The sequence below is a fragment of the Williamsia sp. Y712 genome (assembly GCF_059445525.1).
The window spans coordinates 2,331,097-2,355,852 of sequence record NZ_JCAIUN010000001.1 but is presented as its reverse complement, the minus strand read 5'-3'; the positions used below and the strand labels follow the sequence as shown (position 1 = coordinate 2,355,852).

Here is a 24,756-nt window from a genome sequence, read left to right as displayed (position 1 = left end):
TCGACCGCCGATGGCGTCCCTGCTAGCTCACGCTCTGGTTACGAGACTTCGCCTTGGACCGCTCGCGGGCGCGGGTGTTGGAGTCGAGATTGACCTTGCGCACCCGGACCACCTCAGGGGTGACCTCGACGCACTCGTCGTCGGTACAGAACTCCATCGCAGCTTCGAGTTCGAGCTTGATGGGCTTGGCGAGCGTCTCCATCACGTCGGCGGAGGACTGACGCATATTGGTCAGCTTCTTCTCCTTGGTGACGTTGATGTCGAGGTCTTCCATACGCGGGTTGATACCCACGACCATGCCCTCGTAGGTGTCGGCGCCCGGCTCGACGAAGAACGTTCCGCGATCGGCGAGCTGGATCATCGCGAACGGGGTGACCGTTCCCGCTCGGTCGGAGACCAGCGAACCGGTGTGACGGGCACGGATCTCGCCGGCCCACGGGCCGTAGCCCTCGAACACGGCGTTGGCGATACCGGTTCCGCGGGTTTCGGTGAGGAAGTCGGTACGGAAACCGATCAGGCCACGCGAGGGGACGACGAACTCCATGCGGACCCAGCCACTGCCGTGGTTGGCCATGTCGCCCATGCGGCCCTTGCGGGCGGCCAGCAGCTGCGTGACCGCGCCGAGGTACTCCTCGGGGACGTCGATGGTCAGGTGCTCGAACGGTTCGTGCAGCTTGCCGTCGACCTGCTTGGTGACCACTTGGGGCTTGCCGACGGTCAGCTCGAAGCCTTCGCGACGCATCTGCTCGACGAGGATGGCCAGCGCGAGCTCACCACGACCCTGGACCTCCCAGGCATCCGGACGACCGATGTCGAGGACGCGCAGCGAGACGTTACCGATCAGCTCGCTGTCGAGGCGGTCCTTGACCATGCGCGAGGTGAGCTTGTGGCCCTTGACGCGGCCGACCAGCGGCGAGGTGTTGGTGCCGATCGTCACCGAGATGGCAGGCTCGTCGACCGTGATCCTCGGCAGGGCGACCGGGTGGTCGACGTCGGTGAGGGTGTCGCCGATCATGATGTCCGGCATACCGGCAACGGCGACGATGTCGCCGGCGACGGCGGTCTCGGCGGGCGTCCGCGCGACGCCGACGGTGATCAGGAGCTCGGTGATCTTGGCGCGCTCGGTGACGGGCTCGCCGTTGACCTCGCGCAGCCAGGCCACGGTCTGGCCCTTCCTCAAGGTGCCTGCGTACAGGCGGACCAGCGCGAGACGGCCAAGGAACGCCGAGGCGTCGAGGTTGGTGACGTGGGCCTGCAGCGGTGCGTCGAGATCACCCTTGGGGGCGGGCACGTACGACAGCAGCACATCGAACAGTGCGTCGAGGTTCTCGGCATCCGGGACCTGACCGTTCTCAGGAGCGACCGTGCTGGCGACACCCGCACGCCCCGAGGCGTAGAGGACCGGCAGATCGAGTGCGAGCTCGGCGGCCGCGGCGGCCTCGTCGTCGACATCCGATGCCAGGTCGAGCAGCAGGTCGTGACTCTCCTCGACGACCTCGGCGATGCGGGCGTCGGGACGGTCGGTCTTGTTGACCACCAGGATGACGGGCAGCGACGCGGCCAGGGCCTTGCGCAGCACGAAACGCGTCTGCGGCAGCGGACCCTCGGAAGCGTCGACCAGCAGCACAACGCCATCGACCATCGACAGGCCGCGCTCGACCTCACCACCGAAGTCGGCGTGGCCGGGGGTGTCGATCACGTTGATGACAACCTCGGTGCCGTCAGGCTGCCGACGGTGCACCGCGGTGTTCTTCGCGAGAATGGTGATGCCCTTCTCGCGCTCGAGGTCGCCCGAGTCCATGACCCGGTCGACGAGTTCCGCGCGTTCCTCGAACACTCCCGATTGCCGCAGCATCGCATCAACCAGGGTCGTTTTCCCGTGGTCGACGTGCGCAACGATCGCAACGTTGCGGAAATTGGGGGCAGAAGTCACTGAAGTTCTCCGGACGTGAAGTGGGCATGTCAAAACAGTCGAGCCTGGTGCTCAAACCACTCAAGGATACGTGGTCCCGCAATGAGAGCGGCGTCACAACCACTGAAGCCCTCAAATTAAGGTGGTGCTAACCTAACTTTCCACTAGGTGCGGGACCTTTGGAAGGCGGATACATGGGCAAGAAGAAGGCGGCAGACGTCTGCGATATGAAGCCGAAAAAGAAGTGCTGCCGCAGTTCAACCCGCTGTCTTCGCTGCCCCGTGGTCATCCACAAGATGCAAAAATACTCCTCTGCGGGCCTATCGAACAAAGAGCTGACCAAAGCCCTCAAAAAAGTTCGAACGCGCGCCGCCTGAGCGTCACCACCGCCGCGGCCCGGATCAGCGCAGCAGCGCGATGAGGTCGTCGAGCCACACCGCATCGGCAGGTACCAGTTCCCCGGCGTCTGCCATCCGCCGGAGGTTATCGGCATCCACCCAGCCGACCGCAGAGTGTTCGTGCGGATGCGGCTCGCCGGCGAGCAGTGTCGCGGCCATCGCGACCAGAACCAGATCCGGGCCCAGCGGTACGGGCTCCCCGATCTGGTCGGCGACCGCGACCGTGATCCCAAGCTCTTCGGCGAGTTCACGTTCGAGCGCCTGGGCCCGGGTCTCCCCTACCTCGAGCTTGCCTCCTGGCAGTTCCCACAACCCGGCCACCTCGGTCGGATACGTGCGCTGGGCAAGTAGCAACCGGCCTTCGCCGATGACCGCGCCTGCCACGACCTCACGCATTGCGGCCCGCTGTTCCCTGTTCCTCGGTCTCCGACTTGGTGAGTGACCCGGCGGGCGGGCCGGAGATGATCGCGATCCGGTTGCGGTCGAGCGCCACCGAGACCTGATCATCGACCGCGAGCCGGGGATCGGCGACGGCATCGACTTCCAGACCGGCGACCGTCACCCGCACCCGGGTCCCCTCGGGCAGTGATGCGACATGCCGGACGACGCCGCGGGCGCCGCCTGCCCCGTCGACGATCGGTGCGGCCAGGACCGCCTCGGGGCGCAGTCCGACCCGAACGGCACCGTCGGGCAGATCGACCGCAACCCGACCGAGCGGGCTGTGTAGAACACCCGCGGAGATGTTTGCTTCGCAGATCGTCGTGCAGCCGATGAACTGTGCGATCCGTTCGGTCCGCGGTGCACGCCAAAGCTTTTCGGGATGATCGTCCTGAACGATCCGACCATCGTCCATCACCGCGATACGATCGGCCATCATCGCGGCCTCGGAATGGTCGTGGGTCACCATGATGGTCGGAGTGCCGGTGGCACCGATGATCTCGGCGATCTGCAGTGCGAGGCGATCCCGCAACTGCCGGTCGAGCGCAGAGAGCGGCTCGTCCAGGAGGAGCAGCCGGGGTCGTGGGGCCAGCGCCCGGGCCAGCGCCACCCGCTGTTGCTGACCACCGGACAGCTCGGCCACCTTCCGGCCGCCGAGGCCGGGCAGGTCGACCAGCTCGAGCAGGTCGGCCACGCGGCGGGTGATGTCGGGCTTGCGCCAGCGCCGGACCCGCAGTCCGTAATCGACATTGTCGGCGACGCTGCGACCGGGCAGCAGCTGACCGTCCTGGAACACCACTCCGAAGTCGCGACGGTGGGTCGGGGTCGGCGCGAGGTCGATCCCGTCGAACGTGATCGTCCCCCCGGACAACGGCTCCAGTCCAGCGATGGCACGGATCAGCGTCGACTTGCCACATCCTGACGGCCCCAGCAACGCCGTGATGGTCGCACCCCCGGTCCCGATCGCCAGATCCAGATCGGAGATGACCACTTCGGACCCATAACCCACTGTCACAGAGGACAATTCGAGCACCTAGAACTCACCTCCCTCGTCCCGGCGGACAACCTCGATGAGGGCCACCACCACCACGGTCACCACCAGCATCATCACCGAACAGGCCATGGCAGTGCCGAAGTTACCCGCACCGGGCCGCGACAGTGACTTGCCGATCAGCACCGGCACGGTGGTGGTGTCGGGGCGCGCCACAAAGCTGGTTGCGCCGAACTCACCGATCGCGATCACAAACGCGAAACCGGTCGCAGCACAGAGCGCTCTGGAGATGATCGGGAGATCAACGGTGCACCAGACCCGCAGGGGCCCGGCACCGAGGGTTGCCGCCGCCTGCCGAAGCCTCAGGTCGACCAGACCCATCGCCGGCACCAGGATGCGGATCACGAGTGGCGTCGCGATCAGCGCCTGCACGGCCGGGACCACAGCGGGCGACGTCGCGACCTCACGAGGCATCGAGCTCAGGATCACCAGATAGCCGAGACCGACCGTCACGGCGCTGACGCCCAGCGGGAGCATCGCAACCCCCGTCGCGACCCCTCCGAACACGCCACGGGCACGGGAGAGAGCCAGGGCACCGAGTAGACCGAGGACCAGCGCGATCAGGGTCGCCCAGAGCGCGCTGATCAGGGAGTACTGCATGGTCTCCCAAGGCGTTTCACCGTTGATCGGTTCCGTCAGCGCCCGGTAGCCGTCCAGATTCCAGCTTCCACCGACCGTGGGCCGGACCGAACGCCAGACCAGGACGGCAAGCGGGGCCAGCAGTACGACCAGGACGAACGTGACGATGGCACCGACCACCACACGCTGCGCCCCTTGCGGTCGGCGGCGACGCCGGGGCGCACCGGCTCCCCGCACTCGGCGGCTCAACACCGCGCTGATCGCGACCACCACGGCGACCACGAGGATCTGGATCATCGACAGGGCCACGGCGGCAGGCAGTTTGAAGAACCCGATCGCCTGCCGGTAAATCTCGGTCTCGAGGGTGTTGTACCGGCCGCCACCGAGGATGAGGACCACACCAAAGCTGGTGGCACAGAACAGGAACACCACCGACGCCGCCGAGGCGATCGCCGGGGCGAGGGCCGGCAGGGTGACCGTTCGCAGCACGCGCCAGCGGTCGGCGCCCAGCGTCCGAGCGGCCTGTTCGGCACGCGGATCGAGTTGGCCCCAGACCGAACCCACGGTACGCACCACAACCGCGATGTTGAAGAACGTGTGCGCCAACAGGATCGCCCACACCGACGATCCGATGTCGAGCCATCCCAGCGGGCCACGCTCGCCGAGTAGTGCCGTGAACGCGATACCCACCACCACGGTGGGCAGCACAAAGGGAATCGTGACGATGACCCGTAGCGCCAGCGCTCCCCGCAGCTCGAAGTTGGCCAGTACCCATGCCACCGGTAGGCCGACGATCAGGGTGAGCACGGTGCTCGCCGCGGCCTGGGCAACGGTGAACCACAACAGATGCGCGGCATTGGCATCGTCGAGCAACCCGACGAGGTCGATGCCCGAGTGATCGCCGAATGCACGAACGGCCAGAGCGACCAGCGGCCACCCGAACATCACCCCCACGAACAACAGCGGAAGCGCGCCCGCGACGGCCACGACGCCTGTTCCAGACCCCCACGCCGAGGGTGGGCGCCGAATGGTTGCGCGAAGGGCCACCGCGGTCAGCGACCCATGGCGGTGCGCCACTCCTGCTGCCAGGCTTCGCGGTTCTCGGCGATGACCTCGAGCGGCATCGTGACAGCAGACTCGGGCTGGGGTGCGAATTGCGCCCAGTCGGCAGGCAGCGGCGTTCCGGTACGGACGGGGTACACGTACATGGATTCGGGCAGAGCGGCCTGGACCGGTTCGCTGAGCAAGAAATCGACCACCTGTTGGGCGCCGTCGACGTTCTCCGCGCCACGCAGGACGCCTGCGTACTCGATTTGCGCGAAGCACGTGTTCAACAGGGCCTTGGTGGTCGGCAGGAAGGCAGGCGACGACGCATACGAGACCACGATGGGCTTGCTGCCCTGTCCCTCCCCTGCGGTGAACTCCTGGTTGTACGCCTCGGTCCAGCCGGGGGCCACACTCACGTCGTTGGCGCGCAGGCGCTCCCAATACCCTTCCCATTCACCGTCGGCCGGATGGGCGGCGATCGTGGCGAGCAGAAATGCCATGCCGGGCGACGAGGTGGCCGGGTCCATCACGACGGTCAGACCCTTGTATCGGGAGTCGGTCAGATCATCGAGGTTCGCGGGCGGTGCGACGTCGCGTTCGGTGAACCATTCGGTGTCGACGTTGACACACACGTCGCCGCGGTCGATCGCGGTCAGCCGATTGGGTTCGCCGAGCGCATATTCCTGCGGTCCGAGGTTGTTGTCCGGGCTCGTATAGGGCTCGATCGCGTCGGCGTCGAGAACCCGGGAGGCAAAGGTGTTGTCGATGCCGTAGACCACATCACCTTGGGGCGAGCCTGCGATGAGCGCGATCGACGACGACAACTGTCCGGCGTCTGCCTCTCGGACCACCTTGAGGGTCAGCCCCGTCTCGTCCTCGAACGAGGCCAGCAGTTCGTCCGGCAGCTCGAAGGAGTCGTGCGTCAGCAGGACCACTTCGTCCGAGGAACCGGAATCGCCACATGCGGTCAGGGCACCGGCCCCGACCGCGAGTGCAACGAGCGCTGCGGCGAGCTGGTTTCGTCGAAGCATCGACCCTCCAATTGGGTTTTTGGTCAGCGAGAACAGCAGGTTGGTTCCGCACACCGCGTGTTCGTCCCGTCATCGTGAATCTAAGCAGGCCCGGGAAGGTTGCCTGGAGTCGGAGCGTGACGATCACATCTGATGCGCCATCAGCGACTTCGGATCGGGCCGACCCTCACTTTCGTGCCCTCAATGTGACATCACAATTGCATCACCGGCACCACTGGTAACTCCAGTCACACGGTATGGTCCCAGGGCGACGAGAACCGGTCCGCCTGCCGACTAGGGCTACTGGCGGCAGAGGAATGAAACGGTTACCGTCAGCACGGCGATAGACTTGTCGAGCCGTGATCAGTCGGGCTCAACGCGAGATGGGACACCACGAACAGTGCTTTTGAACCAGCAGGCAGACCGCAGCCGCGGGCGCTTCCACAAGGCCTCCACAGGCCTGAACGTCCGCCGCGCGGTCACGGCCGTGGCCATCGCCGCCACCGCGGCGTTGACACTGCCCGCTGTCGCATCCGCTGACGAAGCCGCCTTCCCGCCGATACCCGCCAACCTCGAGATCGACGAGGCCACCTTGCAGTCGCTCGGCGCGTTCGTGCCGGCGATCATCGGTTCGGCCGCCACCCCCGGCGCCGACGGCAAGGTCGACGCCAGCCTGCTCTCCAACGCCAAGGTGCTCGCAGCCGATCCGGCGCTGCCGCCGGAACTCGCCGTCATCTGGGACAAGGTCGTCAGCTTCCTCGACGGCTCGGGCGGCGGCGGCCCGGACATCCCGTCCGGCCCTGGCGCACCGGTCATCCAGCAGTTCCTCTACCCGACCATCGGCCAGGGTTGCATCCCCGGCGGCAACTCCATCGGTTCCGCACTTGTGACCGCCGGACCGCAGCAGGCACCGGCCCCAGGCCCCAAGAAGGGCGAGGCCGGATACGTCTACACCAGCCTCGGCACCGGCCCGGCCTTGAACAACGACGCCGCTCCACTGACCGTTGCGTGGATCAACATCGACACCGGTCAGACCGGTCAGCAGAATCTGCGCCGCAATGACCGGATCAATGCCGCAGACGGCCCCGGCACCTTCACCACGATCGTGAAAACCGGTCAGGGCCGCGTGATTTCGGCAATCTACGGCAACGTGACCACCAAGACCGAGGACAAGACCGTGAGCTGCACGATCGTCCCCACAGTCGGACTGGCAGTCATTTAGCCACCCGAGAACTCCACAGCAGGCGTCGACCTTCGGGTCGGCGCCTGTTTTTGTGGCCCGCCACACTCAGCCTGCCACCCCAGATCTGTTGATGCACAGCCGAACACCGGAACGGTCGCGGTTGAGTCACAGGTTGAACTCGCAACTTGCACAGAGCTCCCACACCGTGGTCTTGTGTAACAAGAGCACCATTGGTCACACCTGTCACAGACGTAACAGGTGCGACCCCGCGTCTGTCCAAGGAGATCCATGCCCAGCTCAACGATGATCCGCCGCAGCGCCGCCACACTGGCGGTGGTGGCCTCTGCCGCCCTGCTGTCCCCGGCCATTGCCATCGCGGAACCGGTCGCACCCGACTCGGTGACGCTGACCGCACCAAAGCAGGCCCCTGGCGACGACGCATTGAAGGCCGCGATCGCCGAGCTCGGAAAAGCTGCGGGCGATCCCGCCGCCCTGGCTGCCGCAAAGGCACTCTTGGGAGGCACCGCGCAGATCGAGTCCACACCGGCTGCCGAGATCACAGCGACGCCGGCCGCAGACGCCACCGACCTCGTCGGCTCACTGGCAGCGGCTGACGAGGCTTTGCGCAAACTGGGCATCCAATCCTTCATCAACCCGACCGTCGCCTTCAACTGTGTCGAGGCGACCGAGGACAACCCATTCGGACTGGTGCCTGCCGTCGGCGGCGCCGCACCCGGCCCGTATGTCATCCCCGGAGTGAAGATCCCGGACCTGTTCAAAAACCTGCTTCCCGCGACCTTCTCACCCAACATCGTCGACGACGGTGAAACGCTGTTCGGCTTCTTCCCGTCCGGGATCACCGCCGACGGCGAAGCCACCGGCATGCAGGTCGCCTGGTTCAACGTCAACACGCTCCAGGGTGGGTTCGAGGACATGGCCCCGGTGGGCACCACGATCGTCGACAAACTGATCGAACAGGTGAAGAAGGTCCGCAGCCTGACCCCCGGCGAAGAAGCAACGGTCCGCGCAGTCATCAACCCTGCGGCAAAGGCCATGAGCCTGCCCGGGTCGCGGCTGGCACCGGTCCAGACCGGCAACGGCACCGTGCTTTCCGCCGTATTCGGCACCGTGCAGAACGGTGGCCGCAGTTGTTTCTTCCTCCCGATGATCGGGATCACGCAGGTTTAGTCCGCGTACGCGGACCTTGGTAGGAGAAGTAGTCATGAAGAGTGTTCACAAGCAAGCACTACGCCGGATCGGTACCCGCAGCCTCACCGCCACCGCACTTGCCGCGGTGGTCGCTGGCGGCCTGGGAGCCGCCGGTGTCGCCACCGCAGCCCCGGTCCCGACGGGCGGAACCGCAGGCAAGGTGTTTGCCAACATCGGCCTGCCCGACGATCGTTGGGTGACCGGCGCGGGATCCGCCGACCGCTTCACCTATTGGACGAATGCCGCCACCGACCGCACCGAGCTGAGCAGTGCCGCTGTCTATCTCCCCCGCGGAGAAGCACCCGACGGCGGCTGGCCGGTGGTGGCCTGGGCCCATGACACCGTCGGATTGGCCGACAAGTGCGCACCGTCGTGGTCGGGCAAAACCGAATCGGCCGCAAATTGGAACGACATCACGCCGTGGCTGCAGAAGGGCTATGCGGTTGTCGCCTCCGACTACGCCGGTCTCGGCGTCGAGGGTGCACTCCCCGACCTGCAGACAACCATCAAGGCCCACAACATCGTTGATGCTGTGGAGGCTGCCCATGACATCACCGAAGACCTCTCGGATCAGTGGGTTGTGAACGGGAACGGCAGCGGCGCAACAGCTGCGCTGGCCACGGCCCGCAGCGCAACGCAGATCCAGGGCCCGGAACTGGACTTCCGCGGCGCAACGGTCACCAGTGTTCCGGCCAACCTCGGCGAGCTCGTGCTCAACGCAGGCCCCGAATTCATCCCGGTGCCACTGCCTTCCGACCTGACCGCCGAGGTGCTGTATGCCATCGCCGGTATCCGCGGGTCGCATCCCGAGCTGAACCTCGACTCGTACCTGACCGCAGAGGGCAAGTCGCTGGCCGACAAAGCTGTGACGATGTGCTCGGCCGAGTTGCAACGGGCTGTTGCAGCAACAAGTTTGAATGAGCTGTTCAGCCGGCCGGTGCTGTCGGTCCCGAATCTTCGTCCCATCGTCGAGGCCTACCTCGGAGTGCCCGACACCGGGTACGTCAAGCCGGTGTTCTTCGGCCAGGGCCTGCTCGATACCCAGGTGATCCTGCCGTACACCCTGGAATTCCTGGGCCGGGTCGAGACGTCTAGCCAGTCGACAACCATCCGTACCTACCCGGTGGACGGACAGGGTACGGCCGCGGCAGCATTGCCTGACGCTTCCGCTTTTGTGACCTCACTGTTCGCCCGGTAGACAAGCAGATGCGCCTACCGGCTTGGGAGTTCCCCGAGCGAAAAGTGTTCGTCGCTGCGACGCTGGCGGTTTCGGCCGCCGGCGCCGCGCGGTGGCGGCCCGGTGTGGCCGTCGCCAAGCCCGCCGCCCTGGCCGCGCTGGCCGTCGGTATCGCGCGCGGTGCGCGTGAACGGTCCGGAGTCGACAATGCACTGTTGACCGCGGCCATCGCCGCGTCCGCTGCGGGCGACTACTTCATGTACCGCGAGGAGTTCGCCACCGGCCCCGAGAAGGATCGACAGATCCAAACCGGTGCAACGATGTTCGGGCTCGCGCATCTGTCCTATCTCGGTGTGCTGACGCGGCACGGAGCCCGGCCGGGCAAACGTCGACTGCTCGCGCGCTTCGGGCTGATGAACGAGGTCACCGCACTGCTGGTGCTCAACTCCCCCCGCCTGCTCCCGGTCTTGGGAACATACGGCGCGACGTTGGCGACCATGGCGGCGACCGCAGGCGATCCGGTACTCACCGGCGGGGACTCGAATGACCCCACCCGCCGACTGGTCGTCGGCGGAATCACGTTCATGGCTTCCGATGCGATCCTGATGAATCGTCGATACCTGCTGCGCAACAGGGACGGTCTCCGCGCGGCCGGTGAGGCCTTGGTTCTCTCGACATACTTCGTGGCGCAGATGTTGCTTCTGGACGGCCTGGACAGCGTCAGCCGACGCGCCCACGCCGCCAGGTGAACTCACGCCGGGGCGCGCTAATGTGCCTTCTTCTGCCTCTTGATAGCCGCCTCCACCTCTCCGAGTGAATCCATGTCTTCGAGCTCCATACCCTTGGTCTCGGGCACCTTGCTGTGCACATAGAACCAAGAAGCGAACGCGCAGAATGCAAAGAATCCGTAGATCCATGCCAGTCCCAGCACGCTGTTGAGTTCGGGGAAGAGCAGCGAGATGGTGAAGTTGGCAAGCCAGTTCACGCCCGTGCACACACCCAATGCCACCCCGCGGATGCGGTTGGGGAACATCTCTCCGAGCATCACCCACATCACCGGGCCCCAGGTGGCCGCGAATGCGACCACAAACAGGTTGGCACCGATGAGTGCGACCACACCCCACGGGTCAGGCAGCGAGATGTCGTCACCGGACCCGACCTGCTGCGTGAACGCGACACACGCCATCACGAGTCCGATGAACATGCCCACAGAGCCGATCAGCAACAGCTGTCGCCTGCCGATCCGGTCGACGAACATGATCGCAACGAAGGTCATCACCACGTTGATCACGGCCGTGATGACCGAGGTCCGGAACGATTCGCTTTCGCTGAATCCGACCGACTGCCACAGCGTGGTGGAGTAATAGAAGATTGCGTTGATCCCGACGAACTGCTGCAGCACAGCAATCCAGATACCCACCCACACCAGCGGATGCAGGCCGAACGACGGGCCACGAATGTCCTTGATGGACACCGCAGATTCGCGTTTGAGGGTCAACCGGATCTCTTTGACTCGGGCCAGTGGATCGGCCTCCCCCGTCACTTCGGTCAAAATGCGCGCGGCCTCTTCATCGAGATTGCTACCCACCAGATAGCGCGGTGACTCCGGGATGAGGAGCGCCAGCAGCCCGTAGACCAGTGCCGGGATCACGCCGACGATGAACATCCATCGCCAGGCCTCGAGACCCAACCAGAAATCGTTGGAGGCATTGCCTGCGCTGTCGGCGATCAGTGCGTCCGAGAGCAGGGCAACAAAAATGCCCATGGTGATGGCCAACTGCTGCAGTGATCCGAGTGCACCGCGGTAACGGGCCGGGGCGATCTCCGCGATATACGCCGGGGCGATCACCGACGCGATACCGATCCCGAGGCCGCCGATCACACGCCAGAACAACAGGTCTAGGACCGCAAACGCCAGACCGGTGCCGATCGCCGACGCGATGAACAACGCCGAGCCAAGCAACATCACTTTCTTGCGACCCCAGATGTCTGCCAGCCGACCCGCGAACCAGGCACCGAGGGCACATCCGAGCAGCGCGATCGCGACCGCGAAACCCTGCATGAAGTGATTCAGCTCGAACTGATCGCGGATGGAGTTGACGGCGCCGTTGACCACAGAGCTGTCGAAGCCGAAAAGAAAACCACCCACTGCAGCGGCCACGGTGACCCCGATGACCTTGGCCACGTGGGCTTCTCCGGCCGCCGCCGACGTGGGGTCCTTCGCAGCACCAGTGGACATAGGAATTACACCTACCTTCCGGGCGGAGGCTGTCAGCCCTGACAGGTTTCGCCACCAGCTGACGTTACGCCCTCACTCCACTACGAGTCCGTAAGTCGGTAGAAGACAATCCATCTCTGGCTCGATCACCACCGACCGACGACCCGAGTGTCAGAGGGTCGCCGGTCCGGAGCACGACCGAGCACTGCGGATTGACCTGACTCTTCTGCATTCAACCAGTTCGCCGGGACGCTCTGGGCCCCTCGCGGCACTGCCGATAAGCTGGACCGGCAGTATTTTCCCGGCCACCGGAGGTCCGCATGACCCGCCACATCTGTATCGCGCAAGAACCAGAAGCCGACAAGCTCCTGTCCGTCGACGACTTCGCGCTGGTTGTCGGTATGACCCTGGATCAGCAGTTCCCGATGGAAGCGGCATTCAAGGGCCCGCAGAAAATCGCCGAGCGGATGGACGGCTTCGATCTGCAGAAGATCGCCGCCTCCGATCCGGATGAGTTCGTGGCTCTGTGCTCGCAGACCCCGGCCATCCACCGCTTCCCCGGTTCGATGGCGAAGCGCATCCATGATCTCGCGGTTTTCATCGTCGACAACTACGACGGCAACCCTTCGGCCATCTGGACAGAGGGTGATCCGGACGGCAAGACGGTGCTCAAACGCCTCAAATCCCTACCTGGCTGGGGCGACATGAAAGCCCGCATCTTCCTGGCACTGCTCGGTAAGCAGGTGGGTGTGCAACCGGAGGGCTGGCGCCAAGCTGCCGGGGATTACGGCAACGACGGCGAACGCCGATCGGTAGCCGACGTCGTCGACAATGTGAGCCTGCAGGAAGTCCGGGAGTTCAAGAAGCAGGCGAAAGCTGCAGCGAAGGCTGCCAAGACCGGCTGAGCCGGGCCAAGGCGGTGAATGTGTCCGCGAGTTACGCCAACCCCCTAGGGTGAAGTCATGGATGCCAGATTGGTGATCGAGATCCCGACGCGGTTGGGGTTTGCGGTGGCAGGCGCCGCGCTCAGCGCCGTCGAAGCCACCGTTGCGCTCAGCCGGATCGCCGTGGAGAACGCACACCACGAAATCGCCGTCACGATGGGCATGCGGGCCACACCTGCGTTTCGCAGTCCGTTGCAGCTGCTCAACCAACTCGGTGAACTACTCGAAGAAGACCGCTCACTCGGACGAATACTCTCGCGCGGCGGCCCACTCGACCGACTGCTCGCCGAGGACGGCCTGGTCGAACGCGTCCTCGCCGACGATGGAGTGCTCGATCAGATGACCGAGGCCGGTGGCCCACTCGACCGGTTGCTGTCCCGGGGCGGTCCGGTGGATCGCCTGCTGTCCGAGGACGGAGTGCTCGCCAAACTCACCAAAGAGGGCGGTCTACTCGACCGGATCTCCGAGGACGAAGGTTTCCTCGATCGGCTGACCGTCGAAGAGGGCCTGCTGGAACAACTCGTCGGCGAAGGCGGCGCCCTGGAACGGGCGATCGCACCGGGCGGCCCCATCGACCGCCTGTCCGAACTCGTCGAGATGCTGGCGCAGCTGCCCCCGAGTATCGCGAGCCTCCAGGAGACGGTGCTCGAACTCAATACTGCCGCCGAGGCGCTCAACGAGGCCGTCGCACCGCTCGGAGAACTCGTCGGACGGTTGCCGAAACGGTTGGTGCGCAGCAAGAACGGCCATGAAGAGCGCGACACGCGGCACTAGCGGCCAGAAGCCCTGACGATCTGGTTCCAGGCGATCGAGGCCTGCAACATATCCATGTAGCTGTCGATGTCGTCCATCGCCGACGCAGCGGCATGGACGCTGATCGCAACTGCGTCGCCGATGCCGTGCACACCGTGCGTCACACTCATCACCGGCGAGAGGGCCGGGTAGCCCGCGGTGAACGCGACCGGTCTCTCCCCGAATCTCAGGTCGGCGCCGCCCCGATTCACACTCGACACCACGGTGTTGCCATTGACCGTTTTCGGAATTACGGTCGGATCGAATTGCGCCACACCCCAACGTAGTAGGGGTGCCGGGATCGCCGCGAAGGCCTCGTCGGAGGCCCGCAGCGCCGGATGGCTGTTGCGCAGTTGCCGCTCCCCCAGCGCCTGCGCAATATGCGCCGTACGATCATCCAGCGCGGCCGTCCCCGAGAACAATCCGATACCGACGTTGCGAAAGTGGTTACGTGCCATCGGTTTCCCGAACTTCTCCATCGTCACCTCGGCACCGAGGGTGGTCGGATCCTCCCCGATCGAACGCAGGTGATCGGACAGCGCCAGCGAGATCGCGGTAAGCGCACTGATGGTCACCGTCGGCCCCGGGAAGTCGTCGCGGCGCAGTACCAGGGTGCGGATCGTCCGGTCGCCGTCCGGACGGGTGTTGGTCGACAGCAGCGGTCGACCTTCCGATGGCGCAGGCACCACCCCGGCGGCGACGTCGTCGACCAGTCGGCGATGGGTGCGGGTGGCCTCCACCGCCCGCAGGCCCAGCACCCCGATCTGTTGGGGTAGGCGCACGGCCGCCAGTGCGGCAGCATGCACCACCGAATAGGGCGAATCCACCTCGGCGGTGACCGATTCGCCGGGATCCTGCGGCGCAAAGACCGCGCGGGCCAGGTCCGATGAGCGTCGGCCGTCGGCCAGCGCGTGGCTCACCTGCAGCACAGCCACAGTGGCCGCGAGACCACAGTTCGGCACCCTTTCGACGGCCTCGAACAGATGCAGCCGCCAGGTGCACTCCCGTGCGTCGAGCTGGTCATCGGCCAGTCCCGCCACGACACGCAGACAATCGGACCACTCGGTGGACCCTTCGCTGTGCACCACGATCTGGTCGCGGTCGACGCCGCGGCGGATCCAGTACGGGTAGTCGAGAGCGCAGTCGACGTCGGCAATCCGCAGACCCAGATCGGTTGTCGCCCGCGCGCGGTCGAGGACACCGTCGATCGCGACATCGATCCGGCGCGGCACACCATCAAAGGCATAGAGCAGGAACTGGTCGTTGGGGATCTTGTCCGACATCCAGTACATCTGGGCGTCGACCGGCGCCATTCGCTCCATGAAGAGAACCTACCCAAGCCGTGAGGCACGCACACGAGGTTCCGCGCTCCCCGGTCCGGAGACCTGACAAACCGATGCCATCAGCGGGTGTGCCGATTGTCCGGGACCTTGAGTCCCAGATGACCCCGGAGTGTGTCGGCGGAATAGGCTCCACGGGCAACACCACGCTCGACAAGAATCGGTACGACCTCGGTCCGAAATCGGTACCAGTCCAGCGGATCCTGCACGAACAGATTGAATCCGTCGACGGCACCACTGCGATACCAGCGCTCTATTTCGCCTGCCACGGTCACGGGTGACCCGACGAATCGTGCCCAGTGGTCGATCAGGCTGCGCAGGGTCTGCCGCAACGTCCAACCATTGTCGCGGGCCCGCTGGGCCAACGACACCGCCCCGGCCAAGGATTCGGGCGTGGTGGGGTCGACATCCGGGAACGGCTCATCCAGGTCGTAGTCCGCGAAACCACGGCCACCGAAGATCCGCTTGACCTGGGACAGGAGCCGTTCGATCGGGTAACTGTCGTGCGCGGCGGCGAGAGCGTGCCGTGCTTGCTCGTCTGTGTCGCGAATGATGACACTGAGCCCTGGCACGAACAACAGGTCGTCCGGATCTCTTCCGTACTTCTCGGACCGCGTGAGGATGTCGGACTTGAGTTGTGCCGCCGCGTCTTCGCTCGGTTCGAAACTGAATACGATCTCGGCCACCTCGGCACTGAGATTCCTGCCGTCATCAGAGGTGCCCGCCTGAATGAGGACTGGTTGGCCCTGACTCGAGCGCTGGATGTTCAGCGGGCCGGTCACCGAGAAGAACTCACCTACGTGATCGAGCCTGTGCTGCTTGTCCGGTTCCAGAAACCGCTCAGCTGATTTGTCGGTTGAGAACGCGTGATCCTCGTAGGAGTCCCACAGGCCCTTCACCACTTCGACACTCTCGCCTGCACGCCGATACCGGGTCGCGTAGTCCCCGTGCTCAGTTCGACTGAAGTTGCCTGCGGTCCCGGGATCTTGGCTGGTGACGATATTCCACGCTGCCCGGCCACGGCTGATCAGATCAAGCGACGCCACGCGTCGGGCGATGTCCCACGGCTCGCTGTAGGTGGTGCTGACCGTGGCGACCAGTCCGATTCGCTCAGTGGAGATCGCAACGGCAGACAGCAGAGTGAGCGGTTCCAGCCGATTGAGGTGGTGTGGCGGGAAGCCGGCGTCGATGTACTGGCTGTCGACCACGAAAACGAAGTCGAAATGCGCGTCCTCGGCCTCCCTTGCCTGCTTGACGTACCAGTCGATGTCGATACTCGCCGTGGTCGGGACGTCGGGATGCCGCCACAATTGCGCGCCTGCGTCGCCCGCGCCGATCAGGACGGCACCGAGTACCAGATGACGGTCTGTCATGCAGCGGTCTCCTCGGCCAGTGCGCGACGGAGTTCGCGACGGCGCTCACGACTGACGGTTCCGCCGGACAACGTCGGTGCCGAACCGATCAGCAACGCGGTATACGGGTGCCGGGGATCCTTGATCACCCGTGCGGTCTCGCCGAGTTCGACGATCCTGCCCTGGTACATGACGGCAATCCGGTCGACGAGCGCCGCGACCGCTCCGAGGTCGTGAGAGATGAAGAGTTGCGCGAGGTTACGGGCCCGCCCCAGTTCGTCGAGGAGCTTCAGTATCTGGATCCGGTGCACCGAGTCCAAAGCGCTGACCGGTTCGTCGAGCAGCAGCAGCGATGGGTCGAGGATGATCGCCCGCGCGATCGCGACACGTTGGCGTTGCCCGCCCGACAGTTCCGCCGGTACCCGCGTCGCAAAGCTCCGATCGAGGCCGACGCTGTCCAGTACCTCGTCGACGCGCTTGCTGATCTCGGTGCGGTCATAGGTGCCGCGAACCGCCAGTCCTTCACCGATGGAAACGCCCACTTCGATCTCGGGATCGAGGCTGAGCAGCGGGTCCTGGAACACGTACTGCACGGCACCGCCCAGCCGGTGTATCCGCAGGTCGGCTTTGCCCAGTCCGTCGATGCGCCTGCCGTCGAGTTCGATCGACCCGGTGGTCGGCGTGATCAGACCGAGGACGGTGCGCGCCAATGTGGTTTTGCCGGAACCGCTTTCGCCGATCAATCCGACTTTCTCGCCCGCATCGATATGCAGATCGACACCGTGGAGAATCTGCTTTCGCGCTCTCCGGCTCCCCCGCTCGACGTGAACATCCTGCAGCCGCAGCAGCGGCGCGTTATCCGACACCGGCAATCTCCTTCTCCAGAATCGCTTCGAGACCGTAGTCGCGGTGGTTTTCGACGAGCTGCCTGGTGTAATCGTGCCGAGGCTCTTTCAGCAGTCGTTCCGCCGGTCCGGCTTCCACGACCAAGCCATCTCGCATGACGATCACGTCATCGCAGACCTGCGCCACGACGGCGAGGTCGTGTGACACCAGGACCAGAGCCAGACCCAGCTCGAGGCGCAGGTCGTCGACCAGGTCCAGAACGACGGCCTGCACGGTGACGTCGAGGGCCGTGGTCGCTTCGTCGGCGATGAGCAGTTCCGGTTCCGCGGAGACCGCGATGGCGATCACCACCCGTTGCAGCATCCCGCCCGACAGTTCGTACGGGTACTGGCGGTACACCGAGGCCGGATCGCGCAACCCCATCTTTGCGAACAGTTCCACCGCACGGGCCTTGGCCGCGGCGCGCGAGAATCCCACCGTGGACCGCAGTGCTTCGGCCAGTTGTTCCCCGACTCGAATGGACGGATTCAGGTACGCCGCCGGGTCCTGGAACACCGCCGAGATCCGGGTACCTCGCAGCGGTCGCCAGGCCTTGGCACCAAGGGTGCTGAGTTCGATACCGTCGAATTCGATCGAACCCGTTGTGGCCTCGACCCCGTTGGGCAGGATTCCGAGAATCGCCCTGCAGGTCAACGACTTTCCGCTTCCCGACTCCCCGACGATGCCGAGGGCGCCGCCGCGGTTCAACACGAAGTCGACCCCGCGGACCAGCTCGGTGCCGTCTCCCAGCGCGATATGCAGATCGGTCACCGTCAGCACCGGCCCACTCGGGGTGGTCGCACGGGTTTTGGCGACATCTATTGTTTCAGAAGACATCTGAGGTCAACTCCTGCTTGTCGTTGGTACGTCGCCGACGCGACGTGCTGGTCGCGTCGCGTAGAACATCGGCGATGGCGTTGAGTGCCCAGACCGTCACGACGATCAACAGCGCCGGGACCACCGGAGCCCAAGGTGACTGGTACAGGTACTGCAGGCCGTCTGCGAGCAGTCCTCCCCAGGTGGGATCCGGCGGCACCACCCCGATGCCGAGAAAGGTCAGTGACGCGACGATCACAAGGCTGGTGCCGGTCATCGTTGCGAACGTAACGCCCACTGCCGGTAGCACTTTCTTCACCGCATGGCGCAGCACGATCCATCGAGTGGTCGCCCCCATCAACGCGGCCGCCTCGACGTACTGAGAGTTCGCGACCGTCAGCGCCGCCGCTCGCGTGACGCGGTAGAACGCCGGCGCGATCAGGATGCCGACAGCGAACATTGCCTGTGTCAGACCGTTCCCGAGCAGCGCTGTCATCGCCACTGCAAAGACCAGGAAGGGCAACGTGATGAGTGCATCCATCAGCCGAAGGGTGAACCATTCCACGCCACGGCCGAGGTACACGGAGAGAATCCCGGGGATCACCCCGAGGAGGAACCCTACGAGAACGGACTGCAGGGCAGACAGCACGGAGACAGTCGATCCGGCGAGCACTCGGCTGAAAACGTCGCGACCGACACTGTCCGTACCGAGCCAGTGCTGCGAACTCGGGCCGGCGAGAATGGCGCTGCTCTCTTGCTCCAGCGGATCGAACGGGGCCAGCATGGGACCGAAGACCGCAAGCAGCACGATGACTCCGAGGACTGCCATCGCCAACTGCGCAGACCGATACCGCAAAATCAGTGTGAACATGACGTTTTCACTCCCGTCGCTTGGCTGCCGGAGCAAGGGTGCCCAGCACGATGTTGACAACGAGGTTGCACACCAGGACGAAGACGATGGCGACGACGAGCGCACCCTGCACGATCGGTACGTCACCCCGTAGTGCAGAATCTGCTGCCAGCCGCCCGAATCCGGGCATCGAGAACATGGTCTCCATCACGACCGCGCCGCCGATGAGTGTGGGGATCTTCATTCCCAGGATGGCCAGGGCCGGGCCTGCGCCGTTGCGCAGAGCGTGAACAAAGAGAATGCGCGTCGGACTGATTCCACGCACCACAGCCCCGACGACGTAATCCTGCTCCAGCTCCGCGACCAGTCCGGTGCGCAGTTGCCGAGCGATATCGGCGACCACGTCCATGCTCAGCGCCACCGCAGGCATGGTGATCAACATCAGCCAGCGGCCGGGATCTTCCTCCAGTGGAACGTATCCGGCGGATGGCAACCAGCCCAGCCAGACGCTGAAGACCAAGATCAGACCGATCGAGATGACGAACGGTGGGAGGGTCGAGACCACCGAGGTGTACGCGGTGACCAGACGATCGAAAACGCTCCCCCGATACACCGCGGCGAGCAGACCCAGGCCGATCCCGAATACGAGGCCGATCACCAACGCCAGACCGGCGATCGATGCGCTGACGGCCAGCCTCTGCCCGATCAACTCACTGACGGGGATCTTGTTGAACCACGACACGCCCAGATCTCCGGTGAGCATGCTCGACATCCAGTCGACGTACTGCTGCCAGAGCGGTTTGTCCAAGCCGAACTCCGCGTTGATCCTGGCGATGGTCTCGGGTGTGGCTGCGTCACCCGCGATTCCGGCAGCCGGGTTCATGTCGCTGGCGGCACCGAGCAAGAACGTGATGAGAGTCGAGAACAAAAAGACCGGGACGACGATCAACACCGTGCCGAACACCACTCGCAGCACCGAACGCACCGCGCCCGGCCACCCCGGGAGGGCGAAGGCGCTCCCGGTGTGGCCGGATCCGATCGCGGTCGAGGTCATGAGACCGTGACGCCTTCCCAACGAATCTGAGACGGAAGGATGTTGAGGTTCTTCAGCGCCGGATCCGAGACGATGATCCAGGGGTTGCTGAACAGGTAGTTACTCGGCGACTGCAGCACGCCGGCCTTCACCGCAGCCCACAGACGTGCCTGGTACTGAGGATCTTCGATCGGTGTCGCACGCACGGCATCGAGGGCTGCGACGAACTCCGGTGACGCATGCGGTCCACTCAGGTTCATGATTCCCTCGCTGCCGTACGTTGCGAGCAGGTTCTGAACCGGCGATTCACGACCGATCGTGCCGTCGGTTGCCAACTGTGGATTCTTGGCGATGTAGACCTCGCTCTGCCACGTGGAGGAGCCCGGGGGTACCACCGCGATGGTTGATTCCACACCGACCTTCTTCAGCTGCGCCTGAGCGAGTTCCGCACGGTTGGTGGCAACCGACTGGGCGGTGATGGTCAGCGACAACTCACCCGGGCCGTAACCGGCTTCCTGCAGGAGCCGCTTGGTGCGTTCGGGATCGTAGCTCCACAGCTTTTCGACCTCGGGATTGAAAGCCGGATTGCCCTCGGGGAACGGCTGACTGGTGACGCTACCGAGCCCGGCGGTGATCACGTCGACAAAGGCCTGCCGGTCGAACGCGTACCGAAAAGCCTCTACGACCTTCGGATTGTCGAACGGCGCCTTGTTCAGGTTGATCGACGCATTGTTCGCGGCCAGTGACGGCTCTACGGTTACGGTGAGGCCGGATGCCTCCGCCTGCTTGGCCTGCAGCGCAGGCAATGTCGCGAAGTCGATCGAGCCCGACTGAACGGCCGCGACGAGTGTCGCCGGGTCGGGGGCGACACTGAGCTGGAAGTTGTCGATGTGGATGTTCTCGGCGTCCCAGTAGTCGGGGTTCTTCTCGAAGTACGCGTGATCTTCGGCCACGAAGTCGGTGATCTTGAACGGGCCTGCACCGACCGGCCAGACGCTCAGTTTCTGTGTGTCAGACGCCGCCGCGGGACTCGAGATCGCCCCCGTGCGGCCCGCCACGAGGTAAGGGATCTGGTAGTCGGGCTGTGACAGCTTCAGGGTCACTTCGGTCGGGCTGTCGGCAACCACCTCGGTGACGCCGGCGAGCTGATCTTTGAGGAACGAATCCTCCTGTGTCTTACCGCGGTCGAAGAATGCCTTGACAGCAGTGGCGTCCAGCGCAGTGCCATCGGTGAATGTCAGTCCGTCCCGAAGCGTGAACGTCACCGCGGTTCCGGTGTCGTCATACTTCCAGCTCTGCGCCAGCGACGGCTCCACCTTCCCGTCTTTGTCCACGCGCGTCAGCGATGCGTAGGCGAGGCTGATGGTGTTGATGTCGTTACCGGTTCGGCTCGTCACCGGATCCCACGACGTAGGGAGGCTGAACGCCCATTTGACCTCGGAACTGCCTGTGCTGGCGCTGGTTCCACCACCGCAGGCGGTCGCTATCAGCGCGACGATCAACCCGAGTACTGCGGTGCCGGCACTGCGCCGACTCTTCCTGCTCACTGGATACTCCTGTTGAAGAAATTGGGTGGGATGTGTCAGAGGCTGGCGGAGAAAACACCGGGAAGTGGTGCGGGAGCAATCCCGTCACGCGCAGCTGTGGTGTGACGATTCTCGACGAAGCGCAAACCGAGGTTGTCGCGCAACGTTTTTCCTTCGTATTCCTCCCGGACGACACCGCGCTCTCGCAGGATCGGCAGTACCTCGTCGACGAACCGGCGGAACTGCGCGGGATGCCCGATGTGGATGTTGATGCCGTCGAGTGCCCTGCCATCAAGCCACCGTTGCAATTCGTTCGCGATGGTCTCGGCGCTGCCGGTGAAGGGTGAGAGCTTCGGTGAACTCAGTGCCTCAACTGTCTGTCGCAACGTCAGTCCACGCTCGACGGCCAGGTCGGTGATCTTCTTGGCGTTGGTGTAGAAGCTGCGCTCGGCAAACTTCAGCGCTTCGGTGGGGAACGGAGCATCGAGGTCATACTGGCGGAAGTCGTGCCATCCGAATGGCCGGCCGAGCTCGTTGAGCGACTTGTCGAAGTTGTTGTCCGCCAATTGCTCCGCGCGTTCGATCTCACGCGCATCCTCATCGGTGTCACCGACGGTCACCGATACGCCGGGCAGGATCACGATGTCGTCGGCTGAACGTCCCAATGCCGTGGCCCGGCCTTTGATGTCCGCGTAGAACGCGGCGCCGGCTTCGAAACTCGGCGCATGCGTGAAGATTCCATCTGCGATCCGCGCGCCCAGATCACGGCCCTGCTCGGAGTCCCCCGCCTGGAAGATCACCGGTTGCCCCTGCCTGGAACGCTCGATGTTGAGCGGACCGACGACAGAGAAGTACTCACCACGATGATCCAGGGTGTGCAGCTTGCTCGGATCGAGGAATTGCCTGGACTCCTTGTCACGCGGGAACGCATCGTCCTCGTAGGAATCCCACAGCGCCTTGACGACCTCGACATGCTCCAGTCCGCGACCGTATCTCGTGGCGTAGTCGTAATGCTCTTCGAGGCTGTAGTTTCCGGCGGTTCCCGCATCCCCGCTCGTGACGACGTTCCAGCCGGCCCGACCTCGACTGATGAGGTCAAGCGACGCGAAACGACGGGCAACGTTGAAAGGCTGATTGAATGAGGTTGTCAGCGTTCCGACGAGGCCGATGTTCTTTGTTGCCACCGCCAGTGCCGACAAAAGGGTCAGCGGCTCCAGCCGGTTGAGGTAGTGCGGAGGCGAATCCGGGGTGATGTACTGGCTGTCGACGATGAATACGAGATCGAACTTTGCGTCCTCGGCGATGCGCGCATATTTGATGTACCAGTCGATATCGACACTTGCGTCGCCGGGGATCTCCGGGTCGAGCCATGAATAAGGATGACCTGGACCACCGGTCGGGGTCAGTACCGCCCCCAGCTTGAGTTGCCGCTTGGTCATGAAATACTCCTTATGTGAATGCCGTTGGCGGAGTAGCTCGCCCGTGTTGTCTCGAAGTGTATGAAACAAAAGAACGGATGCAGAGGTTTAGATTCTCCGAGGTTCGAAACATATTTCTATGTTGCGGCGCAGCGCCAGAACATAGTTCGTCAGTCAAAGAACTCGCGTGTCGACTCGACAACCGCGCTGGCGACGAGGCCTGCGAGCTGGCCGATTCCCTCGGCGTCGTCAGGCAATTGGGTCGCCGAGATCCGCAGCAGTTCGCGGTTTGCTGATTCGACGAACGAGCGTGATCCTGCCCCGACCGAGATTCCTTGGCGCGCAAGGGCAACCAGCGCAGCAGTCTCATCCGACACCGTCACCCACACAACCAGACCGTGCGTTCCCGCACGCGCGTCGATGCCACGGGCCACCAGCTGGGCGATCAGCGCGGCGCGGCGCGCGGCGTATCTCTCCTGGGCCACGCGGACAGCGCGTTCGGCGTCGTCGCTGTCGATCAGATACGCCAGTGTGTCCTGCAGAATGCGACTGTTCGATCCGACGCCGTGGCTGCGCAGCCTCATCGCCGCCTCGATCAGTTCTCGAGATCCCCCCAAAACCGAAGTGCGAACGTCGATTCCGTAGGCCTTGCAGTAGCTGCGAATCCGCACGACCCGGTCCGGTAGCGCAGCGCCCATCGTCGGCAGCTCACCCGACCTCAGCGGTCCTATCGAATCATCCTCGATAACCCAGGCCCTGGGGTGGGCAGCAAGAACCTGCGCGAGTTCCTCGGTGCGTTCGTTCGTGACGACGTGATCGACGGCAAACGGGGCGCCCGGCTGGAAGACAAATGCCACTGCGCCGGCCGCCAAGGCCGCATCCAGTTGATCGGGACACGGACCGTCTGCGTCCGCACCGACACCGATCGCATGCAGACCCAGATCCCGAATCGTGTCCAGCACGCCGGGTCCGAGCGGTTCGTCCACGGCAATCGTCGACCCGGGCGGGGCCGCTGCCTCGAGCGCGAGTAACAACGCCTCGGTACCACCGCCCGCAGTCGCCCATGACTGCGGTTCGAACGGCCAGCTTTGCTCGACCGCCCGTTGCAACCGTCGGGTCATCAGTTCGCGGCCGAACACATTCAGGGTCTCCGCCCCGAGACTGGACATCAGCGCATCCGCCAACGACGGCTGTAGGGCCAGGTCGGGTGCGTTCTGCGCGAGATCGACTCCGCGCCAGTCGGCGATTCCCCTCTCGGGCACGCTGTCTCGCGGCGGGAGGACCACGGTCCCCCCACGCCGGCGGGTCTGCACAAATCCCTGGTCTTGCAGTTGCGCCCACGCCTGGACGATAGCGCCGACGGTCAACTCGGTCGTCTTCGCAAGCGAGCGGACCGTTGGTAGACGGTCTCCGACCGAGATCTCGCCCGACCTGATCAGATCGGCAATCGCATCGGCGAGGTTGTTCGTGCGACCAGAGATTCGGCCGCTCAGCCATTCTGCAGCAATCACTTCGGATTCAAGCGCCGCCGGCATCGCCGTTCCCTTCGATTGCTGCGCTGCAGCTCGGACGACCACG

Annotated in this window: 22 protein-coding genes; 7 read left to right on the top strand and 15 right to left on the bottom strand. The window is 64.6% G+C overall.

The annotated features are described in order from the left end of the window. Nucleotides 1-22: 22 nt before the first annotated feature. Nucleotides 23-1,933: a translational GTPase TypA gene (gene typA / locus AC1D75_RS10695; RefSeq protein ID WP_495515210.1), complete on the bottom strand. Its 1,911-nt coding sequence runs from the start codon at nt 1,931-1,933 to the stop codon at nt 23-25. A 173-nt stretch (nt 1,934-2,106) separates the two neighbouring features. Here typA and AC1D75_RS10690 point away from each other — a divergent pair, with 173 nt between their 5' ends. Then, the gene (locus AC1D75_RS10690) at nt 2,107-2,289 is read left to right on the top strand and encodes a hypothetical protein (protein WP_495515209.1); all 183 of its coding nucleotides are present in this window, start codon (nt 2,107-2,109) and stop codon (nt 2,287-2,289) included. 24 nt (nt 2,290-2,313) lie between these two features. Here the strand turns inward: AC1D75_RS10690 and AC1D75_RS10685 are convergent, their stop codons facing one another. The 4 genes from AC1D75_RS10685 to AC1D75_RS10670 all read right to left on the bottom strand — a co-directional run bounded on the left by AC1D75_RS10685 (nt 2,314) and on the right by AC1D75_RS10670 (nt 6,456). Next, on the bottom strand, nt 2,314-2,706 hold the full coding sequence (locus AC1D75_RS10685; RefSeq protein WP_495515208.1) for a (deoxy)nucleoside triphosphate pyrophosphohydrolase: 393 nt from the start codon (nt 2,704-2,706) through the stop codon (nt 2,314-2,316). Further along, nucleotides 2,699-3,781 (bottom strand): ABC transporter ATP-binding protein, encoded by a 1,083-nt coding sequence (locus tag AC1D75_RS10680; RefSeq protein ID WP_495515207.1) that lies wholly within the window; start codon nt 3,779-3,781, stop codon nt 2,699-2,701. The genes AC1D75_RS10685 and AC1D75_RS10680 overlap by 8 nt, the downstream gene beginning before the upstream one ends. Further along, nucleotides 3,782-5,365 (bottom strand): ABC transporter permease, encoded by a 1,584-nt coding sequence (locus AC1D75_RS10675; RefSeq protein ID WP_495515206.1) that lies wholly within the window; start codon nt 5,363-5,365, stop codon nt 3,782-3,784. A gap of 65 nt (nt 5,366-5,430) precedes the next feature. Beyond that, the gene (locus AC1D75_RS10670) at nt 5,431-6,456 is read right to left on the bottom strand and encodes a thiamine ABC transporter substrate-binding protein (RefSeq protein WP_495515205.1); all 1,026 of its coding nucleotides are present in this window, start codon (nt 6,454-6,456) and stop codon (nt 5,431-5,433) included. A gap of 439 nt (nt 6,457-6,895) precedes the next feature. On the opposite strand from AC1D75_RS10670, the gene AC1D75_RS10665 reads away from it, so the two are divergent. The 4 genes from AC1D75_RS10665 (at nt 6,896) to AC1D75_RS10650 (ending at nt 10,753) form a co-directional block, all read left to right on the top strand. Further along, entirely contained in the window at nt 6,896-7,657 is a 762-nt protein-coding gene (locus AC1D75_RS10665) for an Rv1157c family protein (RefSeq protein WP_495516040.1), read from the top strand. 249 nt (nt 7,658-7,906) lie between these two features. Continuing rightward, a complete protein-coding gene (locus AC1D75_RS10660) occupies nt 7,907-8,806 on the top strand; it encodes a hypothetical protein (protein ID WP_495515204.1) in 900 nt (299 codons plus the stop codon). Nucleotides 8,807-8,840: 34 nt separating this feature from the next. After that, entirely contained in the window at nt 8,841-10,025 is a 1,185-nt protein-coding gene (locus AC1D75_RS10655; protein ID WP_495515203.1) for a lipase family protein, read from the top strand. Nucleotides 10,026-10,033: 8 nt separating this feature from the next. Continuing rightward, complete coding sequence (locus AC1D75_RS10650; RefSeq protein WP_495515202.1) at nt 10,034-10,753, top strand: lysoplasmalogenase family protein; 720 nt, start codon at nt 10,034-10,036, stop codon at nt 10,751-10,753. 17 nt (nt 10,754-10,770) lie between these two features. Here the strand turns inward: AC1D75_RS10650 and AC1D75_RS10645 are convergent, their stop codons facing one another. Beyond that, nucleotides 10,771-12,243 (bottom strand): sugar porter family MFS transporter, encoded by a 1,473-nt coding sequence (locus AC1D75_RS10645; protein ID WP_495515201.1) that lies wholly within the window; start codon nt 12,241-12,243, stop codon nt 10,771-10,773. Between the two features lie 299 nt (nt 12,244-12,542). Between AC1D75_RS10645 and AC1D75_RS10640 the strand changes: the two genes are divergently transcribed. Beyond that, a complete protein-coding gene (locus AC1D75_RS10640) occupies nt 12,543-13,127 on the top strand; it encodes an HhH-GPD-type base excision DNA repair protein (RefSeq protein WP_495515200.1) in 585 nt (194 codons plus the stop codon). A gap of 57 nt (nt 13,128-13,184) precedes the next feature. Continuing rightward, complete coding sequence (locus AC1D75_RS10635) at nt 13,185-13,940, top strand: hypothetical protein (protein ID WP_495515199.1); 756 nt, start codon at nt 13,185-13,187, stop codon at nt 13,938-13,940. Here AC1D75_RS10635 and AC1D75_RS10630 read toward each other — a convergent pair. The 9 genes from AC1D75_RS10630 to AC1D75_RS10590 all read right to left on the bottom strand — a co-directional run bounded on the left by AC1D75_RS10630 (nt 13,937) and on the right by AC1D75_RS10590 (nt 24,713). After that, a complete protein-coding gene (locus AC1D75_RS10630) occupies nt 13,937-15,280 on the bottom strand; it encodes a WS/DGAT/MGAT family O-acyltransferase (protein ID WP_495515198.1) in 1,344 nt (447 codons plus the stop codon). The genes AC1D75_RS10635 and AC1D75_RS10630 overlap by 4 nt on opposite strands. A gap of 80 nt (nt 15,281-15,360) precedes the next feature. Continuing rightward, a complete protein-coding gene (locus AC1D75_RS10625; protein ID WP_495515197.1) occupies nt 15,361-16,671 on the bottom strand; it encodes an NtaA/DmoA family FMN-dependent monooxygenase in 1,311 nt (436 codons plus the stop codon). After that, complete coding sequence (locus AC1D75_RS10620; RefSeq protein ID WP_495515196.1) at nt 16,668-17,516, bottom strand: ABC transporter ATP-binding protein; 849 nt, start codon at nt 17,514-17,516, stop codon at nt 16,668-16,670. The genes AC1D75_RS10625 and AC1D75_RS10620 overlap by 4 nt, the downstream gene beginning before the upstream one ends. Next, a complete protein-coding gene (locus tag AC1D75_RS10615) occupies nt 17,506-18,372 on the bottom strand; it encodes an ABC transporter ATP-binding protein (RefSeq protein ID WP_495515195.1) in 867 nt (288 codons plus the stop codon). Before AC1D75_RS10615 ends, AC1D75_RS10620 begins: the two co-directional genes overlap by 11 nt. Next, the gene (locus AC1D75_RS10610; protein ID WP_495515194.1) at nt 18,362-19,222 is read right to left on the bottom strand and encodes an ABC transporter permease; all 861 of its coding nucleotides are present in this window, start codon (nt 19,220-19,222) and stop codon (nt 18,362-18,364) included. The genes AC1D75_RS10615 and AC1D75_RS10610 overlap by 11 nt, the downstream gene beginning before the upstream one ends. A 7-nt stretch (nt 19,223-19,229) precedes the next feature. Continuing rightward, the gene (locus AC1D75_RS10605; protein WP_495515193.1) at nt 19,230-20,255 is read right to left on the bottom strand and encodes an ABC transporter permease; all 1,026 of its coding nucleotides are present in this window, start codon (nt 20,253-20,255) and stop codon (nt 19,230-19,232) included. Continuing rightward, nucleotides 20,252-21,781: an ABC transporter substrate-binding protein gene (locus AC1D75_RS10600; protein WP_495515192.1), complete on the bottom strand. Its 1,530-nt coding sequence runs from the start codon at nt 21,779-21,781 to the stop codon at nt 20,252-20,254. The genes AC1D75_RS10605 and AC1D75_RS10600 overlap by 4 nt, the downstream gene beginning before the upstream one ends. Nucleotides 21,782-21,816: 35 nt before the next feature. After that, complete coding sequence (locus AC1D75_RS10595) at nt 21,817-23,199, bottom strand: LLM class flavin-dependent oxidoreductase (protein ID WP_495515191.1); 1,383 nt, start codon at nt 23,197-23,199, stop codon at nt 21,817-21,819. Nucleotides 23,200-23,348: 149 nt separating this feature from the next. Next, a complete protein-coding gene (locus tag AC1D75_RS10590) occupies nt 23,349-24,713 on the bottom strand; it encodes an aminotransferase class I/II-fold pyridoxal phosphate-dependent enzyme (RefSeq protein WP_495515190.1) in 1,365 nt (454 codons plus the stop codon). Between the last annotated feature and the right edge of the window lie 43 nt (nt 24,714-24,756).